We start from the raw sequence: 17,606 nt of genomic DNA on the forward strand, positions 1-17,606 counted from the left end.
AGAAACCACGAAACGCCTGAAGGGAAAGGCGCTTGAGCCAATCACGAGCGCCAATATTCTGCGCTCGCGAACAGGAGTTTTTCAACGGAATCGGCGGGTTCCGGCCATTCGCTGCAAGTGCGCAATTTCATGCCAGGACCACGTGAACCCTACATTCAAACGGCTATCACTGCACGCTTTCCTCTGCGCTGCCGCAAGGCAGCTACGAGCCCACTTTCACCGATGCTGCACGATGCACGAATGGCGGGTTCAGGCAGGGCGTGCTGCAGATGCAGCATGATGTTCCTTATGGATTTAGACCCGGGTGCTGGAGCGTTCCGAAAGTCTGCACGAACGCTATTGTGACGGCTGACCCGTTCCACGTCGCCGTTCAGTTGGGGCGCGCATGATGAAGCGCGTCCCGTTAAATTGCGTCTCTGATCGCTGGTAACGCTTGGGCGCCAAGGCGTTCGCGGCACAGCGCTGCGATCGCGTCAACTGCGTGAGCGCGATCCGCGAAGCGCTGCGCGATGGCGACGTGGCGCGCTAAAGAGACCCAGTGCAGAAGATCGACCCGATCTTCGCTCGGCAGCGCGCGAGTCTCGGCGTATCCCGACAGGAACTCTTGGGCGAGATGACCAAAGCCATCGCCGTGGCTGCCACGGCGCAAGTCAAGCTCTGTCAGATGCGCAAGGAAGTTGCCGATGTCGATGGCCGCATCGCCGCGCGCGTGCAAGTCCAGATCGACCAGCCAGAGCGTATCGGGCCCAACCACGACCTGATCGAAGTAGAAATCCCGGTGCAGTCCGACCGGTGCGGCGGGCGGCAAGTTGGCCAAACGCGTGACGGCAAGCTCTGCCAGATCGGGATGGGGGCCGCCCGAGACCGCGCGGTCCAGAACGGACAGTTCATCTCCCATGCTCCAACGTCTGTCCGTCTGGGCCGGGGTGTCGTGCAGCATCGCGAGGGCCCGGCCCGTCCGGCGCATTGCTGCGTCAGCCGTCGGCCCATCCAGAAGGTCGCCCAACGGCGCGCCGTCGATCTCTGCCTGTAGCCAGACGGGCGGATCCTCGTAGGTTCCAAAAACTGGCGGCACCCCGACGCCCTTCTTCCCGTCCAGCCCGGCGGCGCGCAGGCGCTGTTGAACCCGAGTGGCGTGGGTGTCCGGGCCCTTTGCTCTCAGCTTGCCAAGCACGCCGTGTCCATAGCGGATCAATGCGCGACGCCGGGGCTTCAGTCGCATCAGGGTTGCTTCGCCCGTCGTACCCGGTTCGGGCCGCAGCGCGAGTGCTGCGGACAGATGCGGGGTCGGGGCCCCGGCGCCGTCCAGCACCGCCGCCGCGCGGTCCAGAACGGAAGCGGCTTCGGCCTCCCAATCGCGGCGGCGCGTGCGGAACCCCTCGTCGGCGCGGGCCAGCAACGCACGCGCGCGCCACGCCGCCAGGTCGACGTCGGACACCTGCCCGCCAGCCGCTCTGTACCCTGCCAACAGCGCGTCGCCCGAGGCCTCTGCTGTGTCCGCCCCGCGCAGCCCGTCCAAATCGAGCGCGGCGAGAGCGGAGCCAAGGTCACATGCGGCTGGCCCCTGGCAGGCCCGGTCCCAGTCAACGATCCGCGCGCCTGTGGAACCGTCCACGATCTGGTCGGCGCTGAAATCGCCGTGCAGGGCGACCGGAGCCCCCGAGTGCGGCGCGGGCATCCGTGCAGCAAGGTCCTTCGCCGCGTCTTCCAGCCTTGGCAGAAGCCAGCCCAAGTTTTCGGCCTGCCGCATGGTATCGGCGGGTTTGAGTGCGAGCGCTTTATCAGCGGGCGCGATGGCGTGTGCCGCGTTAAGAGCGCGCCCCGCACGCACGAAGGCTTGCAGCGACGCGTCCGCCGTCAGCGCCTCGCCCGGCACCCATTCGCTGGCGATGGCTTTCGCGCGCGCGCAGGTTCCGATCAGGCCCACGCCGTGCGCGGCCGCCATACGGGCACCGACCAACGCACGATCATAGTCGGCCTTTCGCGCGTGTATCTTCAGAATGGCGCGAGGCCCTGCGGGTCCGTCCGCGCGCAGCACGAGGCGACGTCCGGGTTTGAAGCGAAGGAGCGTCAGGCTGCAGCCCGAAAGGCTGACGCTGAATAGAAGAGCATCCCGCGCCGCGGGATCGGCGAGCGCGCGCGCCGCACGCGGCCTTCGCAGCAGCGCAAGTGGCACCAACACGGTCTGGACATCATCAAAATAAACGGCGTCGTCCTTCCAGGCAGGCCTTGCCCGCACCTCTTCGTAGCGTTCGATCGGATAGGTCGCGGCCATCCACGCGCCAAACCGCCCGTTCTTCGGAACAAGTCCCGCGATGCAGGATGTCCACGGCTTGTAAAGAAGGTAGGAGGTGCGCATCGGGCCAAGTCCCGCGCGCTCTGCCAAGGTGGTGGCGTCGAGCAGGCCCGGCAGGCCAGGCAGTTCCGGCTCTCGCGAGGCAAGGCTGTCGTCCCCGGACGAGCCAGTCGTTTCAGGATGCGAGCGCATGCGGTTGTTCCCCTCTTTGGCGGGCATGGGCGTTGGCGAACCAGCCGCCGTTTCGAATGAGACCGGCGGGCGCGCCGTCCTCTGCCACGCGACCCCGGTCAAGGACGACAATGCGGTCGCAAGCGGCGGCAAGTGCGAGATCGTGGGTAATCAAAAGGGTCGTGCGCCCCTTGGACACTTCGCCGATGGCCCGTGCGACGGCCTCTTCCGAGGGGCCGTCAAGACCCGTCGTCGGCTCATCGAGGATCAGCATTGGCGTCCGGCGCAGCATCGCGCGCGCCAAAGACAGCCGCTGCCGCTGCCCCGCCGACAATGAGCCTCCGCGCTCGGCGATATGGGTCTCGTATCGGTCCGGCAGGGCGTCGATGAAGTCCTGTGCCGCGGCGGCTTTGGCGGCGGACCCGATCTCGGCATCGCTGACGTCGCGATCCAGCCCCAGGACCAGGTTCTCCCGCACCGTGCCCGAGACGATCAATGGTTCTTGCGGCACAAGGGCGATCTGGGTGCGCAGGCTGGCCATGGTGACGTCGCGCAGGTCGTGTCCGTCTGCCATCACCCGCCCGGCGTCTGGATCATACAGGCGCAGGGCGAGGGCCGCGAGCGTCGATTTCCCGGTCCCAGAGGGGCCGACGACGGCAACCCGCTCTCCGGCCTCTATCTTCAGATCAAGCCCGTTGAAGACGGGCGGGCCGTCAGCGTGGGAAAATCGCACCCCTTCGAAGGCCAGCGCACCCGAAAGGGCGGGCGCAGGCATCGCGTCAGGGCGGTCGGCCACGGCATCGGTCTCGTCGAGAAGGCCGACGACCCGTTCGCCCGCGGCCATGGCCTTGGCAAGACGCGCGGCGTATTTGGCGTAGCCGCGCACCGGCCGGAAGGTGTGCTTGAGGTAGGTGACGAAGATCAGAAGGTCTCCGGGCGTGATCCGTCCGGCAAGAACCTGCAATGTCCCGAAAAACAGGATGGCTGCAAGACCGACGCCTGCGAGCACGTCGACCGACCGCTCCAGCCCGGCGGTCAGGCGCGCGCCGCGCAGGCCGGCCTTCATGTCGCCGTCGTTTGCGCCGCAAAATACCGCGGCAGAGCGCTCTTCCAGTCCCAGCGCCTGAACCGAGCGGATGCCGGCCAGCGTTTCTGTCGAGGTCGCGGCCAGATGGCCCTGCCGCTTGCGCTGCGTGCGGCTGACCTCTCGAATACGGCCGGTCAGCACGCGCGACAGGATCATCAGGACAGGCAGCGGTGCCAGCGCCACAAGCGCGAGCTGCCAATCGAGCCAGAGCATCACGCCCACCATGCCCACGAAGATCAGCACGTTGGCGGCCAGCGGCATCGCCGCCGTCACCATCGTTTCCTTGAGCATGCCCACGTCGCCCACCAACCGCATGGTCAGATCGCCCGCGCGAGACCGCGTATGAAACCCGACCGACAGGGACTGGAGGTGACGGAACAGGTCGGCGCGCACCTTGGTCAGCACCGTATTTCCGACCTTCGCAAACCCCATCGTGGCGAGGAACTGGAACAGGGCGCGCAGCAGCACGGCGGCCAGAAGGCCACCGGCGCAAAGCGAGAGTATCACCATCGGATCATAGGCGCCGAGGGCAGGCTCGCCCGAGGCGGTGGGCACGACGCTGTCGATCACGAACTTGAGCGCCCATGGCTCGGCCAGCTTGGCGACGGTGGACAGGATCAGTGCCAGAACCGATCCGACCAGCACCAGACGGTGCCCGACGAGGTAGGGAGCAAGGCGACGCACGATCCGTCCCAGACCGGGCAGCGTTTCGCGAAGATGGGTGGGACGGCTCATGCGACCACGCGATCCGGCGCGGCGGCCATGGCGCGACCAAGGACGCGGGCGGCGACACCTGCCCAGGTGCGGGTACCAAGGACGGCGTCACGACCGTCGGCACCCAGGGTGCGCCGCAGTTTCGCGTCCGCCGCCAATTGGGCCAGCCTGTCCGCGAGGGCCTGCGGATCGCCCGCGGGGCCCACCAGGCCGGTAAGTCCTTCCGATACGATGCCGGGAAGATGGCCCACACGGGTGACGACCACCGGCACGCCCGCGGCCATGTATTCGTAAACCTTGAGCGGCGAGAAATAAAAGGCTTCGCTCTCGCCATAGGGTGCGCAGCCCGCATCCATCCGCGCAAGGTGGGCGGGCACCTCGGCGGCGGGAACGAGGCCCGTGATCTCTGCGGCGTCCGCACAGCCCGCCGCTGCCAAGCGGCGCTCTATGTCGGCGCGTTCGGGTCCGTCGCCCACGATCAGAAGGCGCGCGTCAGGCACCGAGGCGCGCAGCAGGGCAAAGGCGTCGATCAGCAGCGGCATGCCGTGCCACGGCTTGAGAGAGCCGAGGAAGCCGACGGTGAACGGATCGGCGGCCAGCGGGGCAGGAGCAGGAAAGCGCGCCGGATCGACGGCGTTGGGCTCTACGGTCACGTATTGGGCGCCCATCTGCCGCGCGTGGTCGGCCACGGGCTCGGACACGGCAGAAACCAGCGTGGCAGCCGACATGGCGCGCTGCGCAGAGCTATCTGCCTCGGCGGCCAGGGCCAGCGTGCGATGCGCCGCGGCCTCTGCCGCCAACGGGGCATTCACCTCCAGCACACTCGGGACGCCTTGGGCTCGCGCCCACTCCGTGGCGCCATGGGCGTAAAGGGCGTGGCGCTCGTACACGATATCAGGCGACAGGGTATCGAGCGCGGCACAAACGTCCGCGTTCGCGGCAAGGAGCCCCTTCGCCCGCGCTTCGGGCGCTCCCTTGGGGGCGGGCGGCAGCGCCAGCATCGCGACCTGCGCCAGATCAGCGGGCGGCGTGCCTTCCAGGCGCGGAGACAGGACGGTGACCGAATGGCCCGCCGCCGTCACCGCGCGCAGCATCTCCTGAACATGGACAGACGCGCCTTTTGCGCCCCAGACGGGAATGCCGGGATCGGTCGTGACATAGGCGATGCGCATCATGCCGCCTCTTTCGCACTGGGGCGCGCGGACAGCGTTTCCGCCCATTGGGCGCGCAGGGCAGAGGCCGCACCGCGGGCGTCGAAGTCGCGCTCGATCCGCGCGCGGGCACTGGCCGACAGACGGTCGCGGAGGGCCGCATCGTCCAGAAGACGGGTCATCGCCGCCGCAAGCGCTTCGGGGTCGGATGCCGGTGCGATCAGTCCCGTCTCGTCGTCCTGCACGAGTTCGGGGATGCCCACCACATCGCTCGACACCACGGGCAGACCAAGAGCCATCGCCTCGACCAGCACGGTCGGCATCCCGTCGCGATTGCCGTCCGAGCCGACGACACAGGGGCAGGCCATCAGCGCCGCGCCCCGGATCATCTCGATGACCTCTGACTGGGGGCGGGGGCCTTCGAGCACAACGTGGTCGGACACGCCCGCATCCTCGATCTGGCGGGCGAGGTCTTCGCGCTCTTCGCCGTCGCCCACGATGCGGCAGACCGGCGCCAGACCGTCCTGTGCCATCAGGCGAATGGCCTCGATCAGGATGTGAAAGCCCTTCTTTTCCACCAAACGACCGACCGCGAGGATCTCGCGCGCCTCGGGTGAGGGCGTCTTGTAGGCGAAGCGATCGAGGTCGAGACCGTTGTAGACCCGCGTCAGCCGGGGTCCGGGGCCGAAGCGGTCACGCAGGTGGGCCAGGTTGTAATCCGAGACGGTGACGCAAAGGTCGGCGTCGCGCAGCTTAAGGTCCAGGTGCTGTGGGTCTTCGTAGTCGTGGTAAATGTCCTTGGCGTGCGCCGTAAAGCTGTAGCCTATACCCGCCATGGCCGCCGCAAGCCGCGCGACCGACGTGGCGACGGTGCCGAAATGCGCATGCAGATGCACAAGGCCTCGGCGCTTGGCCAGCACGGCCAGTTCCAAGGCCTGCGCCACGTCCCGTCCAGAGGCGATGCCATCTGACGCGCGTAACGCCTCCCATGCGCCGGGCAGTTCGGCCCGCGCCTCGTCCAGCCGATGCCAGAGGCCTTCGGTCCCTGAAAACCGATCCTTCAGGCGGGTGACGGGCGCGCGCACACGGCCCAGCATGTCCTGGAAGTGCGTCTCTTCCACGCTGCGCAGCGCGAAGATGTCGATCTCTTGGCCCGCGGCCTCGTGGGCCAGGATTTCGGTGACCACGAAGGTCTCGGAAAAACGCGGATACCGCTTGAGCACGTAGCCGATGCGTCCGACAGGGGGAGCGAGTGTGGTCATGATGGAATCTCCTTTAGTCAGGCGACGAGGGCCGGTGCGGTGCTGCAGACCTTCGACGCAAGCGCCTGAACGCGCGCCAGGCCGCCCATGTCGGGTTGCCGCTCTGGTCTTGGCGCGGGGGCGGCCATCCAGGCCGACAGGGCGTCCGAGGTCAGGTCTGCGGGCAGAATCATCGAAACGAGCCCCCGCGCGGCAAGCCGCTCGGTGCGCATGACCTGCTCTCGACGGGGGGCGCAACGCGGCACGATCAGCGCGGGAGGATCAAGCGCCAGCATCTCCATGGTGGTGTTGTATCCGCCCATTCCGACGATGCGGGCGGCGTTGGCCATCACCCCGATGGGTTCGCTCAGAAACGGCAGAACCGTCAGGTCGTCGCGGTCCCGCGTCAATTCAGCGATACGGTCCTTGGCCTCACGCGGCATTTGGGTGCCGGTGACAAGGACGCCGCGATGGCCATCCGGCATCCGGGATCCGGCGAAGGCTTCGCAAAGCGTAAGCCCGTCGCGCCCCCCGCCGACGGCACAGTAGATGTATGGGCGCGGATCGGCCATTTGCACGGCCGCCAGGTCGCGGGCCGCCTGATCGGCATCGCGGCGCCCCGTCGGGTCGAGGTAGCCCACATGCATCGCCTTCCCGCCAAGCGGCCCCAACATGCAGCAATCCGACAGGATGTCGTAGAAGGCCGCGTCGCCGTAGATCCAGACCGCGTCGTAAAGATGGCGCACCGTCTCGAAGTTGCGCTGGCGCAGCCACTGGCGGCGCACCGTCGCACACTCGTCGATCACATCGCGCAGGCCCAAAACGATACGCGCGCGACCCCGCGCGCGCAGCGCGTGCAGCGTGTCGTCCAGCTCAAATTGCGCGCCGCGCGGCACGTTGTCGACGATCACCAGGTCGGGATCGAACCCTTCGGCGGCGGACCGGATGGTGCGGGAGCGCAGTGCCGAAAGACGCGCCAGATCGCCGCCCAGGTCGCGCGGCCGGTAGCTGCCGTCGCCCTCCTTGGCGTAGGCCGGCAGGGTCACGCAATCGACTCCGGCGGGCATCGTGAAGGCGCCCGCCTCGCGCATTCCACCGATCAGCAGGATCTCGGGGCGCGGCTCGATCTCGGACAGGGCGGCGGCGAGCAGCAGGTTGCGGCGCAGGTGCCCGTACCCCAACGTGTCGTGCGAATAGAGCATGATCCGCAACGGCGCCGCCGGACGGTGGGGCATCGGATCGAACCGGGCGTCGAGCCTCTCGAACATCTCGGGCATCTCCTGGGTTTCTTGCCCGGGCTTTGCCGAGCGTCACAAATCTGTAACGCGGATGCTCTCGATAAGACCCGTTAGAAGACGGTTAGAGATCGTTAGAGTTTGGTTAGAACATGCAGATTGCCCATGCTCCGCTTACAGACCGGTGCTATCACGGTGCTCAGGAACACGCGGGGGACCGGATGCGCTTTACGACCAAGATCGCCATCGCACAGGCTGTGCTGGTGCTTGTGGCGGGGGCGGTGGCGGTGCTCATACTGACGACGCTGCGCACCAATCAATCCGTCATGCGAGAGATTTCCGACAGCTACGAGCAGACGCTGACGGTGAAGGGCATCGAGCAGATGGCCGACAATTACTCCGAACAGATTGCCGAGCATGTCATCCTGGGCCCCGAGTCCGAACAGGCGGAAAAGGCGCGCGACGAGCTTCTGGGCGTAATAGAGACGATGGAACGGCAGGTCGCCGCGGAAATCGAGGAGCTGCGCGAGGTCGATGACCTGGAAGAGATCGCCGAGGAGCAGCTGGAACTGGACCGCATGACGGGACTGCGCGAGGCCGTCTTGCGGCTGGAAGAGGCACGCCTGCGCTTGGTCCACGCGTTGCAACAGGGCGAGACCGCGCGCGCCATCGAGATCTACAGCGGCGAGATCGAAGAGGTGCTGGACGTAACGCTCGATCGCCTGACCGAGGATTCGGTCGCCCGCGAACAGCTTGAAGTCCGTGAAGCGCTTGCCGACTCCCAAGAGGCGATGCACCGCTTGCGATGGATCGCCGCGGGGCTGGGGCTGGCGTCCGTGCTTGTGGCCGCGGGGCTGTCGCATTTCCTGAACCGTTCGGTTCTGCGGCCTGTCGCCCGTCTGGGCGATGGCGTCGCGGCCGTTTCAGGCGGCGATCTGGACCATCGGATCACGGTGAATCGCAAGGACGAGTTCGGTGACCTGGCAAAGGGCTTCAATCGCATGACGGCCGAGATCGACACCCAGCGCGGCGCGCTGATCGCTGCGCGCAACAATCTGAAACGCGAGGTGGACGAGCGGACGCAGGAACTGCGCGATGCGCTGAGGGACCTTGAAAGACAGTCCAAGCAGCGGTCCCGCTTTCTGGCGGACATCAGCCACGAGTTGCGCACACCGCTGACAGTGCTGCGCGGACGGGCCGAGGTGGCGCTGCGCGATCCCGAAACTGATCAGACGGCGATGCGGACCGTGATCGAGCGAACCGTGGGCACCGCGACCAAGCTGGGCCGCCTGGTGGAAGATCTATTGTTCCTTGCCCGTTCAGAGGCCGGAGTGATCCCGATCGAACGCGGCCCTGTGGTCCTTCAGGACGTGCTTGCCGACACGTTGCTCGACAGCCGAGAGCTTGCACGGTCCAAGCGCATCGCCTTGCTGCCGCGTCAACCGGCGGTGCCCATAGAGGTTACAGGAGACGCGGACCGGCTGCGACAGGCGCTGCTGATCCTGCTCGACAACGCCGTGGAGGCTGCGCCCGAAGCCAGCACGATCCAGGTGACGCTGAGCCGCGACGATGCCACGGTCATCGAGGTCGCGGATGAGGGGCCGGGCTTTTCCGAGGACGAGATCGCCGAGCCGTCCGTTCGCTTCCGCAAAGGGCGCAGTCGCGGAACCGGGCTTGGCCTGTCCATCGCCGCCTGGATCATGGAAGGTCACGGTGGCTCGTTAAGCGTGTCCAACGGCTCGGGCGGCGGTGGCGTCGTCCGACTTGTACTGCGCGAGGACGCACCATGAGCGATGCCGCACGCATTCTGCTGGTAGAGGACGACTTCGAGATCTGCGAGGTCGTGACATCGGGCCTGCGCCTGGAAGGGCACGAAATCACCGTGCGCACCCATGGCGCGGGGCTGGTCGAGCATGTCGGCGAGACCGCGCCCGACCTCGTCGTTCTCGATCGGACTCTGCCCGATTCCGAAGGCGCGGAACTCTGCCGCGCCCTGCGGTCCGCCGGAAGCGGCGTGATGATCCTAATGCTGACGGCGCGCGACAGCCTGGAGGAAAAGCTTGAAGGCCTCGATGCGGGTGCAGACGACTATCTCACAAAGCCATTCGCGCTGTCTGAACTGACGGCGCGGGTGAAGGTGCTCTTGCGCCGCGCGGGCCATGCAGGGCCCGGGGGTCAGGTGCCGTCCGCCTCGACGCTCGGCCCCCTTCGGCTGGACCGCGCCGCCGTCGTGGCCGACGTCGACGGCACGCCTCTGTCGCTGACAGCGACCGAGTTCGAGCTGCTTGCGGCGCTGCTGGAGAACCAGGGCCGTGTGATGAGCCGGACCGAGCTGCTCAAGGCCGTCTGGGGCTACGACTTCGATCCGCATACCAACGTGGTCGAAGTCTATGTCTCCTACCTGCGCCGAAAACTGCGCGAGGCGACCGACGCCGTCATCCTGCGCAACGTGCGTGGCTTCGGTTACACGGTCGAAGCATCCGATAAAGTAGATCCGCCGGAGAAAATTTGACCCCAGCTTGACCACGGCAGGCACTCGGCGGCATCCCGGCGATGGAACGGACCTTCCTGTGGGACGCAGCGAAAGCCCGGAGTGTCCGCGAAGTGTGAGTTCGAGGCCACCTGGATCCATGCACCCGCAGCGAAAGTCCGGTCTGGGGAAGCCGCAGTGCGGCGCAATACTGGACGACGAATGTCTCTTGTGGGCCGCAAGCAGACGCCGCCAAGTTTTTACGCGGCTCCTGGGGCCGGTGTGCTCAAGCTGTTTGGTCCGTCCACTGCCTGAAAACGTGATAGAGTTGCGTTAGCGTTGTTGCCGCTGTGCGCTCCTGTGCCTGCCTCGCTCAGCCAAGAGACCGTTATCAGCTTCCCCGTGCAATCGACGCTTGGGCAAGGGGCGCTGCCCCCTCTTGGCCTCCGGCCAATTCACCCCCGGCGGTATTTGTCCAATAGGCAAGCCCAAGAGGGTCACGCGCCCCGGGCGACCGCGCGCTCTAGGGCGGGGTAGCGCCACGCCATCGTCAGGCCGCGGAACACAAAGGAGGCCATCAGCGCCGCCCAGAGCCCGTGATTGCCGAAGACCGGGATCAACAGCGCCGCGGCGGCGAAATAGCCCGCCGCGGAGACGGCCATGAGGTTGCGCATGTCCGCGGTGCGCGTCGCGCCGATATAGATGCCGTCATACATGTAGGAGGCGAGGCCCAGCACCGGGGCCAGCACCATCCAGGGCAGGTAGCGGCGCGCCTCGGAAACGACCTCGGGTGCCTCGGCCATCAGCTCGATGATCGCCCCGCCGCCCAGCGCGAATGCCGCCGCGAGCAGGAGCGTGGCGACCGCCCCCCAGAACGCCGAGAGGAGCGACGCGCGCCGGAGCGTCGCCACCGCCCCCGCCCCCGCGGCCTGGCCCACCATCGCCTCGGCGGCGAAGGCGAAGCCATCGAGCGCATAGGCGGTGACGTGGAGAAACTGCAGCAGCACCTGGTTCGCCGCCAGCGTCACATCGCCCATGCCGGAGGCGAGAAACAGGAAGGAGACGAAGATCGATTGCAGCAGCGCCGAGCGGATCAGGATATCGCCGTTCACCCGGCCCATCCGTTTGAGCTGGTGCGCGTCGAAGACGCGCGGCCAGTCGCGCCAGGCCGGCACCCCGAAGGCCGCACGGCACAGCCAGAGGCCCAGCGCGAGGCCGCACCATTCGGCGATGACCGTGCCCAGGGCGGCGCCCTCGACCCCGAGGTCGAGACCGAGAACCAGCCAGACCGAGAGCGCCATGTTGAGCAGGTTCATGCCCACCTGCAACACCAGCACCGCGCGGGTGCGTTCGGCGGCGATGAGCCAGCCGGTGATGCCGTAGATGGCGATGGCCGCGGGCGCCGACCAGATGCGCACGCCCATGTAGTCGCGGGCCAGCGCCTCGACCTCGGCGGAGGCGGGCGCGAGCCGGAACGCCCCGGCGAAGAGAAGCGACTGGGCGGCGATCATCACGGTGCCCCCGGCGAGGCCGATCATCAGGACGCGGGTCAGGAGGGCGGCCACCTCGGCGCGGTTGCCCGCCCCTGCCGCCTGCGCCGCGAGCCCCGTCGTGCCCATGCGCAGGAAGCCGAAGATCCAGTAGACCGCCTGCAGGATGATCGCGCCGAGCCCCACCGCGCCGATGGGCGCCGCGGCCCCGAGCTGCCCCACGACGCCGGTATCGACCGCGCCGAGAATGGGGATCGTGGCATTGGACAGCACGATCGGTCCGGCAATGGTCAGGACGCGGGCATGGGTGATGCTGTCGGGGCCGGGCGCGGCCTCAGCCATCGCGGCGCGGCATCAGGAAATGCGCCGTCGCCATCGCGAAGGGCCGGTCGCGATTGTCCTGCCAGGCCTCCACCATCACCGAGGAATAGCGCCGTCCCGACCGGGTCACGCGGGCCCGCGCATAGGCGTCGCGCGGCAGGCCCGAGCGCAGGTAATCCACAGTGAAATCGATGGTCTTGGGCAGGCGCGGCAGCTCGCCCCGCTCCAATTCCTCGACGAGGATCGCACCCGATTCCACGTCTTCCCACAGCCATTGGTAGCTGAGCGTGATGATCGCCGTCATCTCGAGGAAGGCCGCCGTCACCCCGCCATGGATCGCCGGCAGGATCGGGTTGCCGATCAGGTCGTCCTTGAAGGGCAGGATGCCGGTCAGCTCGTCGCCGCGGCGATCGAACTGCAGCCCGAGCGTCTGGATATAGGGCACGCCGCCCGCGAGCGCGTTGAGCGCCGCATCCCGGCGCTGCTTGACCTGCTGGACGGGTTCGGGACGAGGTCGCCGTGCCATCAGGTGCCCTCCACCGAGAAGGCGCCGGTGGCGGTGGCCACCGGGTTGTCCTTGTCGTCGTCGACCGCCGTGGCGCGCACGAAGGCCACATTGCGGGTGATATGGGTGCAGCGCGCCTCCGCCACGATCGTGTCGCCCGGCGTGGCCGCGCGCATGTAGTCGATCCTGAGATCGATCGTGGCGGTGCCCCCGGGGGCGGCGGGATGGCTCATCACCGCGGCGCCGCCGCAGGTATCCATCAGCGCCGAGACCGCGCCGCCATGGATCACACCCGTCTGCGGATCGCCCACCAGCCGCGCGTGATAGGGCATGATGATGCGGGCATAGCCGTCGTCAATCTCCTCGATCTGCATGCCGAGCATCTGCGCATGGGGGATGCTGGCGATGAATTGACGCGCGATTTTCGCTTTGTCTGCAGCCACGGGCCGGGCCTTTCGGGAGGGATGCTTTGGCCCGCGTTTATCGGCATTGTCGGGGGCGGGAACAAGGCCCCATCGTGCGCCGGTCCCGGGCGCGCAATATCGCCCGCGCGGCGCGGGTTCCGGTTTGCAGGCGGCCCACCGCTCGCCTAGAATAATCGCGGAGGAGAACCGCATGGCCGACACCCGTCTGACTTTCAAGGAAATGTGCGCCAAGTTCGACGTGACGCCACGGACGCTGCGCTATTACGAATATATCGAGCTGCTCACGCCGGACCGCGAAGGCCGGTCGCGCTTTTACGGGCCGCGGGAGGTGGCGCGGATGACGCTGATCCTGCGCGGGCGCAAGTTCGGCTTCCAGCTCGAGGATATCCGCCAGTGGCTCCTGATCTACGAGAAGGAAGGCACCGAGGCGCAGATGAAGGCCTGGATCGCGCTGGCCGACCGCCAGATCGAGGAGCTGGCCGTGCAGCGCGAACAGCTCGATGCGGCGATGGCCGAACTGACGGCGCTGCGCGACGATACCGCCGCCGCACTCAAGGAATAGGGCCCGCCCGGCGCCCTCCGGCGCGTCGAAAATTACCCTGACCCTGCGTAAATTTTGCCTGATCTTACGTCAGGCCCGAAGTGACGTGACGTATGGATTACGTCAACGTCAAGCACTGTTGTAGGAATCGGTCATCCGCCCTTAATCCGTCGGCATTGGAACCGGCAGAGATAGACGACGACATGACCGACGACCGAACCCTGACGATCCGCGAAATGTGCGACGCCTTCGACGTGACGCCCCGCACGCTTCGTTTCTACGAAGCCAAGGAATTGCTGTTCCCGATCCGCGAGGGACAGAAGCGTCTCTTCACCCGCCGCGACCGCGGTCGGCTCAAGCTGATCCTGCGCGGCAAGCGGTTCGGCTTCAGCCTCGAGGAGATCCGCCAGCTTCTGGATCTCTACGACATGGGAGACCAGCAGCGCACCCAGCTCGCCCGCACCTACGAGATCGCGCAGGACCGCCTGAACGACATGATCTCCCAACGAGACGAGCTGAACGAGGCGATCTCCGAACTCGAGGACCAGATGCGCTGGGGTGAAAAGATGCTGGCCTCCATGGGCCAGTCCAAGAAAGCCGCGGAGTGATCCGCGACCGCCGACACGAGACCGACAGCTAGATAGACAGAAAGACAAGGGAGAGCAATCATGCCCGTCTACACCGCCCCGACCAAAGACATGATCTTCGTCCTCGACGAGGTGCTGAAGATCAGCGAAGGCAACATCCCCGGCTACGAGGACCTGGACCGCGACACGCTGCAGGCGATCCTCGAGGAAGCGGGCAAATTGTCCGAGAACGTGCTCGCCCCCCTGAACCGGACCGGCGACGAAGAGGGCTGCACGCTCGAGAACGGCGTCGTGCGCACGCCCAAGGGCTTCAAGGAAGCCTATGACCAGATGCGCGAAGGCGGCTGGATCGGGCTCGATTGCGACCCCGAATATGGCGGCCAGGGCATGCCCTACCTGATGAACTCCGCCGTGGGCGAGATGTTCGTCTCCTCCAACATGGCCTTCAACATGTACCAGGGCCTGAGCCACGGCGCCTATAACGCCATCCACACCCACGGCTCGGACGAGCAGAAGGCAACCTACCTGCCCAAGATGGTCGAGGGTTCCTGGTCCGGCACCATGAACCTCACCGAGCCCCATTGCGGCACCGATCTGGGACTCATCCGCACCAAGGCCGAGCCGCAGGACGACGGCAGCTACGCCATCACCGGCCAGAAGATCTGGATCTCGGCGGGCGAGCATGACCTGACCGACAACATCATCCACCTCGTGCTTGCCAAGATCCCCGGCGGCCCCGAGGGCGTGAAGGGCATCTCGCTCTTCATCGTGCCGAAGTTCCTGGTGAACGAGGACGGCTCGCTGGGTGAGCGCAACTCGCTTTCCTGCGGCGGCCTCGAAGAGAAGATGGGCATCCACGGCAACGCCACCTGCGTCATGAACTACGACGGCGCCAAGGGCTTCCTCATCGGCGAGATGCACAAGGGCATGCGCGCCATGTTCACCATGATGAACGAAGCGCGTCTCGGCGTGGGCCTGCAGGGTTACGCGCAGGGCGTCGTCGCCTACCAGAACGCCCTGGCCTTCGCCCAGGACCGTCTGCAGGGCCGTGCCGTCACCGGCGTCGAGGCCCCCGACAAGCCCGCCGATCCGATCATCGTGCACCCCGATGTGCGCCGGAACCTCCTGCACCAGAAGAGCTTCGTCGAGGGCGCGCGCGCCTTCACCTTCTGGGGCGCCTCGCTCATCGACCGCGCGCACCGCAATGGCGACGCGGCGGCCGAGGGCATGATCTCGCTCCTGACCCCGGTGCTGAAGGGCTTCCTGACCGACAAGGGCTTCGAGACCACGGTGCTCGCGCAGCAGACGCTGGGCGGTTCGGGCTTCACCAAGGAATGGGGCCTCGAGCAGTTCGTTCGCGATGCCCGCATCACCATGATCTACGAGGGCACCAACGGCATCCAGTCGCTCGACCTCGTGGGCCGCAAGCTCGGCCAGGACGGCGGCAAGCACGTCATGGCCTTCTTCGACCTGGTGAAAAACTTCATCAAGGAGAACAAGGGCCAGGACGAGGCCTTCGACCGGGACTTCATCGAGCCCCTGAAGAAGGCGTCGAAGGACCTGCAGACCGCGGGCATGTACTTCATGCAGAACGGCATGAAGAACCCCAACAACGCGCTGTCGGGCTCGTATGACTTCATGCACCTCTTCGGCCATGTCTGCCTCGGCCTGATGTGGGCCCGCATGGGTCTCGCCGCGAAGACGGCACTGGCGGAGGGGGCCTCGGACGAGGCGTTCTACAAGACCAAGATCGCCACGGGCCGCTACTACATGGCGCGCCAGCTTCCGGCGACCGCGACCCACCTCGCCCGGATCGAATCCGGGGCCGAGACGGTCATGGAACTGGACGCGGCGAACTTCTGAGGCGACGGTGGGCGGCGACGCCCACCCTCATCCGTCCGGAGCTGAACCATGCCGAAACGCTTCCGCCTGACCCGCCGCTTCCCCGTCGCCATGACGGAGGACGGATACCGCAGGCTGAAGCGTTTCGCATCGGAAGCCGGCCTCGACGAGGGCGAGGCGCTCAGCTTCCTGTTCGAGAATTTCGACAGCATCACCGACGACGAGGCGCTGCCGCACAGGCTGCGCCTTTTCAATGCCGAGCTCGACGCGCGCAAACGCTGACGGGCTCCGCGCCTTTGGGAGGGGGCCGCATGACATCGACATGGATGACCGACGAGCATCGCATGCTGGCCGAGATGACGGCGGACTTCATCGCCCGCGAATGGGCACCGCATTTCGCAGAATGGCGGCGCGCCGGGCAGATGGATCCGGGCATCTGGGCCGAGGCCGGGAAGCTCGGCCTGCTCTGCCCCTCGATCCCCGAAGAATATGGCGGCGCGGGCGGCGATTTTGGCCACGAGGCGGTGATCCTGATGGAGGCCGCGCGCGCCAATCTGGCAAGCTGGGGCCACGGCATCCATTCCGGCATCGTCGCCCATTACATCCTGGCCTACGGCACCGAGGACCAGAAGGCACGCTGGCTGCCGCGCATGGTCACCGGCGAGCTCGTGGGCGCGCTTGCGATGACCGAACCCTCGACCGGCTCCGACGTGCAGGCGATCCGGACCCGCGCGCAGCCTTCGGGCAACGGCTACCGCCTCTCGGGGCAGAAGACCTTCATCACCAACGGCCAGCACGCGACCCTGATCCTGGTGGCGGCCAAGACCGATCCCGCGCAGGGCTCGAAGGGTATCTCGCTGATGGCGGTCGAGACCGCGGGGGCCGAGGGGTTCACCCGCGGCCGCAATCTCGAAAAGGCCGGGCTGCACGCCGCCGACACGTCCGAGCTGTTCTTCGACGATGTCGCCCTGCCCCCCGAGGCCTGTCTGGGCGGCGAGGAAGGAAGGGGCTTCTACCAGATGATGAACCAGCTCCCGCAGGAGCGGCTCATCATCGGCTGCGGGGCGGTGGGCGCGATCGAAGGGGCCGTGGCGCGCACCATCCAATACGCGCAGGAACGCGAGGCCTTCGGCGGCAACCTCCTGCAATTCCAGAACACCCGCTTCAAGCTAGCCGAGTGCCAGACCAAGGCCACCGTCGCCCGCGCCTTCCTCGATCAATGCATCGCCGAACATCTGCGCGGGGAACTGACCGTCGAGCGCGCCGCGATGGCGAAATACTGGCTGACCGATACGCAGGGCGAGGTGCTCGACGAGTGCGTGCAGCTTCATGGCGGCTACGGCTACATGATGGATTACGCCGTGACCGAGATGTGGGCCGATGCGCGCGTCCAGCGGATCTATGGCGGCACCAACGAGATCATGAAGGAACTGATCGCCCGGGGGTTCCAGGCATGAGCGTCGCGCCGGACATGCCTTGCGGCATCGATGTCACGTATTTGGAAAGAGGCAAGACAGGGGAGGCAGCGCG

15 protein-coding genes are annotated in these 17,606 nt (G+C 66.8%); 7 read left to right on the forward strand and 8 right to left on the reverse strand.

From position 1 onward, the window contains the following. Window positions 1-403 precede the first annotated feature (403 nt). From BW990_RS17105 to BW990_RS17125, 5 genes are read right to left on the reverse strand one after another with little or no spacing between them, the layout of a single operon-like run. Window positions 404-2,515 (reverse strand): phosphotransferase family protein, encoded by a 2,112-nt coding sequence (locus BW990_RS17105; protein WP_083950693.1) that lies wholly within the window; start codon window positions 2,513-2,515, stop codon window positions 404-406. Continuing rightward, window positions 2,472-4,289 carry an ABC transporter ATP-binding protein gene (locus BW990_RS17110; RefSeq protein WP_076449957.1) on the reverse strand — a complete coding sequence of 606 codons (1,818 nt, stop codon included), beginning with the start codon at window positions 4,287-4,289 and terminating at the stop codon, window positions 2,472-2,474. Before BW990_RS17110 ends, BW990_RS17105 begins: the two co-directional genes overlap by 44 nt. Beyond that, window positions 4,286-5,443 carry a glycosyltransferase family 4 protein gene (locus tag BW990_RS17115; RefSeq protein ID WP_159441684.1) on the reverse strand — a complete coding sequence of 386 codons (1,158 nt, stop codon included), beginning with the start codon at window positions 5,441-5,443 and terminating at the stop codon, window positions 4,286-4,288. Before BW990_RS17115 ends, BW990_RS17110 begins: the two co-directional genes overlap by 4 nt. After that, a complete protein-coding gene (locus BW990_RS17120; RefSeq protein WP_076449959.1) occupies window positions 5,440-6,681 on the reverse strand; it encodes a glycosyltransferase family 4 protein in 1,242 nt (413 codons plus the stop codon). Before BW990_RS17120 ends, BW990_RS17115 begins: the two co-directional genes overlap by 4 nt. 17 nt (window positions 6,682-6,698) lie before the next feature. After that, window positions 6,699-7,928: a glycosyltransferase family protein gene (locus BW990_RS17125; protein ID WP_143526262.1), complete on the reverse strand. Its 1,230-nt coding sequence runs from the start codon at window positions 7,926-7,928 to the stop codon at window positions 6,699-6,701. A gap of 188 nt (window positions 7,929-8,116) precedes the next feature. Between BW990_RS17125 and BW990_RS17130 the strand changes: the two genes are divergently transcribed. Together BW990_RS17130 and BW990_RS17135 are read left to right on the forward strand one after the other, a co-directional pair. Further along, window positions 8,117-9,685, forward strand: coding sequence for a HAMP domain-containing histidine kinase (locus BW990_RS17130; protein ID WP_076449961.1), 1,569 nt, complete (start codon window positions 8,117-8,119; stop codon window positions 9,683-9,685). Continuing rightward, window positions 9,682-10,407 carry a response regulator transcription factor gene (locus tag BW990_RS17135; RefSeq protein WP_076449963.1) on the forward strand — a complete coding sequence of 242 codons (726 nt, stop codon included), beginning with the start codon at window positions 9,682-9,684 and terminating at the stop codon, window positions 10,405-10,407. Before BW990_RS17130 ends, BW990_RS17135 begins: the two co-directional genes overlap by 4 nt. A gap of 455 nt (window positions 10,408-10,862) precedes the next feature. Here BW990_RS17135 and BW990_RS17140 read toward each other — a convergent pair whose 3' ends face one another. From BW990_RS17140 to BW990_RS21580, 3 genes are read right to left on the reverse strand one after another with little or no spacing between them, the layout of a single operon-like run. After that, entirely contained in the window at window positions 10,863-12,197 is a 1,335-nt protein-coding gene (locus BW990_RS17140; protein ID WP_076449966.1) for an MATE family efflux transporter, read from the reverse strand. Next, window positions 12,190-12,702, reverse strand: coding sequence for a PaaI family thioesterase (locus BW990_RS17145; RefSeq protein WP_076449968.1), 513 nt, complete (start codon window positions 12,700-12,702; stop codon window positions 12,190-12,192). Before BW990_RS17145 ends, BW990_RS17140 begins: the two co-directional genes overlap by 8 nt. Continuing rightward, window positions 12,702-13,064 (reverse strand): PaaI family thioesterase, encoded by a 363-nt coding sequence (locus BW990_RS21580; RefSeq protein ID WP_076450114.1) that lies wholly within the window; start codon window positions 13,062-13,064, stop codon window positions 12,702-12,704. Before BW990_RS21580 ends, BW990_RS17145 begins: the two co-directional genes overlap by 1 nt. A 232-nt stretch (window positions 13,065-13,296) precedes the next feature. Here BW990_RS21580 and BW990_RS17155 point away from each other — a divergent pair, with 232 nt between their 5' ends. From BW990_RS17155 to BW990_RS17175, 5 genes are all read left to right on the forward strand, one after another. After that, entirely contained in the window at window positions 13,297-13,668 is a 372-nt protein-coding gene (locus BW990_RS17155; RefSeq protein ID WP_076449971.1) for a MerR family transcriptional regulator, read from the forward strand. Window positions 13,669-13,850: 182 nt separating this feature from the next. Next, complete coding sequence (locus BW990_RS17160) at window positions 13,851-14,255, forward strand: MerR family transcriptional regulator (RefSeq protein ID WP_076449973.1); 405 nt, start codon at window positions 13,851-13,853, stop codon at window positions 14,253-14,255. A 60-nt stretch (window positions 14,256-14,315) separates the two neighbouring features. Beyond that, the gene (locus BW990_RS17165) at window positions 14,316-16,097 is read left to right on the forward strand and encodes an acyl-CoA dehydrogenase C-terminal domain-containing protein (protein ID WP_076449976.1); all 1,782 of its coding nucleotides are present in this window, start codon (window positions 14,316-14,318) and stop codon (window positions 16,095-16,097) included. Between the two features lie 48 nt (window positions 16,098-16,145). Continuing rightward, window positions 16,146-16,358 (forward strand): hypothetical protein, encoded by a 213-nt coding sequence (locus tag BW990_RS17170; protein ID WP_076449979.1) that lies wholly within the window; start codon window positions 16,146-16,148, stop codon window positions 16,356-16,358. Between the two features lie 29 nt (window positions 16,359-16,387). Next, entirely contained in the window at window positions 16,388-17,533 is a 1,146-nt protein-coding gene (locus tag BW990_RS17175; protein ID WP_076449982.1) for an acyl-CoA dehydrogenase family protein, read from the forward strand. The last annotated feature ends 73 nt before the right edge of the window (window positions 17,534-17,606 follow it).

The sequence above is a fragment of the Roseivivax lentus genome (assembly GCF_900156805.1).
Classification (GTDB): domain Bacteria; phylum Pseudomonadota; class Alphaproteobacteria; order Rhodobacterales; family Rhodobacteraceae; genus Roseivivax; species Roseivivax lentus.

Coding starts and splice junctions, on each gene's coding strand:
- BW990_RS17105 (WP_083950693.1), bottom strand. CDS start 2,515: ATGCCCGCCAAAGAGGGGAACAACCGCATGCGCTCGCATCCTGAAACG.
- BW990_RS17110 (WP_076449957.1), bottom strand. CDS start 4,289: ATGAGCCGTCCCACCCATCTTCGCGAAACGCTGCCCGGTCTGGGACGG.
- BW990_RS17115 (WP_159441684.1), bottom strand. CDS start 5,443: ATGATGCGCATCGCCTATGTCACGACCGATCCCGGCATTCCCGTCTGG.
- BW990_RS17120 (WP_076449959.1), bottom strand. CDS start 6,681: ATGACCACACTCGCTCCCCCTGTCGGACGCATCGGCTACGTGCTCAAG.
- BW990_RS17125 (WP_143526262.1), bottom strand. CDS start 7,928: ATGTTCGAGAGGCTCGACGCCCGGTTCGATCCGATGCCCCACCGTCCG.
- BW990_RS17130 (WP_076449961.1), top strand. CDS start 8,117: ATGCGCTTTACGACCAAGATCGCCATCGCACAGGCTGTGCTGGTGCTT.
- BW990_RS17135 (WP_076449963.1), top strand. CDS start 9,682: ATGAGCGATGCCGCACGCATTCTGCTGGTAGAGGACGACTTCGAGATC.
- BW990_RS17140 (WP_076449966.1), bottom strand. CDS start 12,197: ATGGCTGAGGCCGCGCCCGGCCCCGACAGCATCACCCATGCCCGCGTC.
- BW990_RS17145 (WP_076449968.1), bottom strand. CDS start 12,702: ATGGCACGGCGACCTCGTCCCGAACCCGTCCAGCAGGTCAAGCAGCGC.
- BW990_RS21580 (WP_076450114.1), bottom strand. CDS start 13,064: ATGCTCGGCATGCAGATCGAGGAGATTGACGACGGCTATGCCCGCATC.
- BW990_RS17155 (WP_076449971.1), top strand. CDS start 13,297: ATGGCCGACACCCGTCTGACTTTCAAGGAAATGTGCGCCAAGTTCGAC.
- BW990_RS17160 (WP_076449973.1), top strand. CDS start 13,851: ATGACCGACGACCGAACCCTGACGATCCGCGAAATGTGCGACGCCTTC.
- BW990_RS17165 (WP_076449976.1), top strand. CDS start 14,316: ATGCCCGTCTACACCGCCCCGACCAAAGACATGATCTTCGTCCTCGAC.
- BW990_RS17170 (WP_076449979.1), top strand. CDS start 16,146: ATGCCGAAACGCTTCCGCCTGACCCGCCGCTTCCCCGTCGCCATGACG.
- BW990_RS17175 (WP_076449982.1), top strand. CDS start 16,388: ATGACATCGACATGGATGACCGACGAGCATCGCATGCTGGCCGAGATG.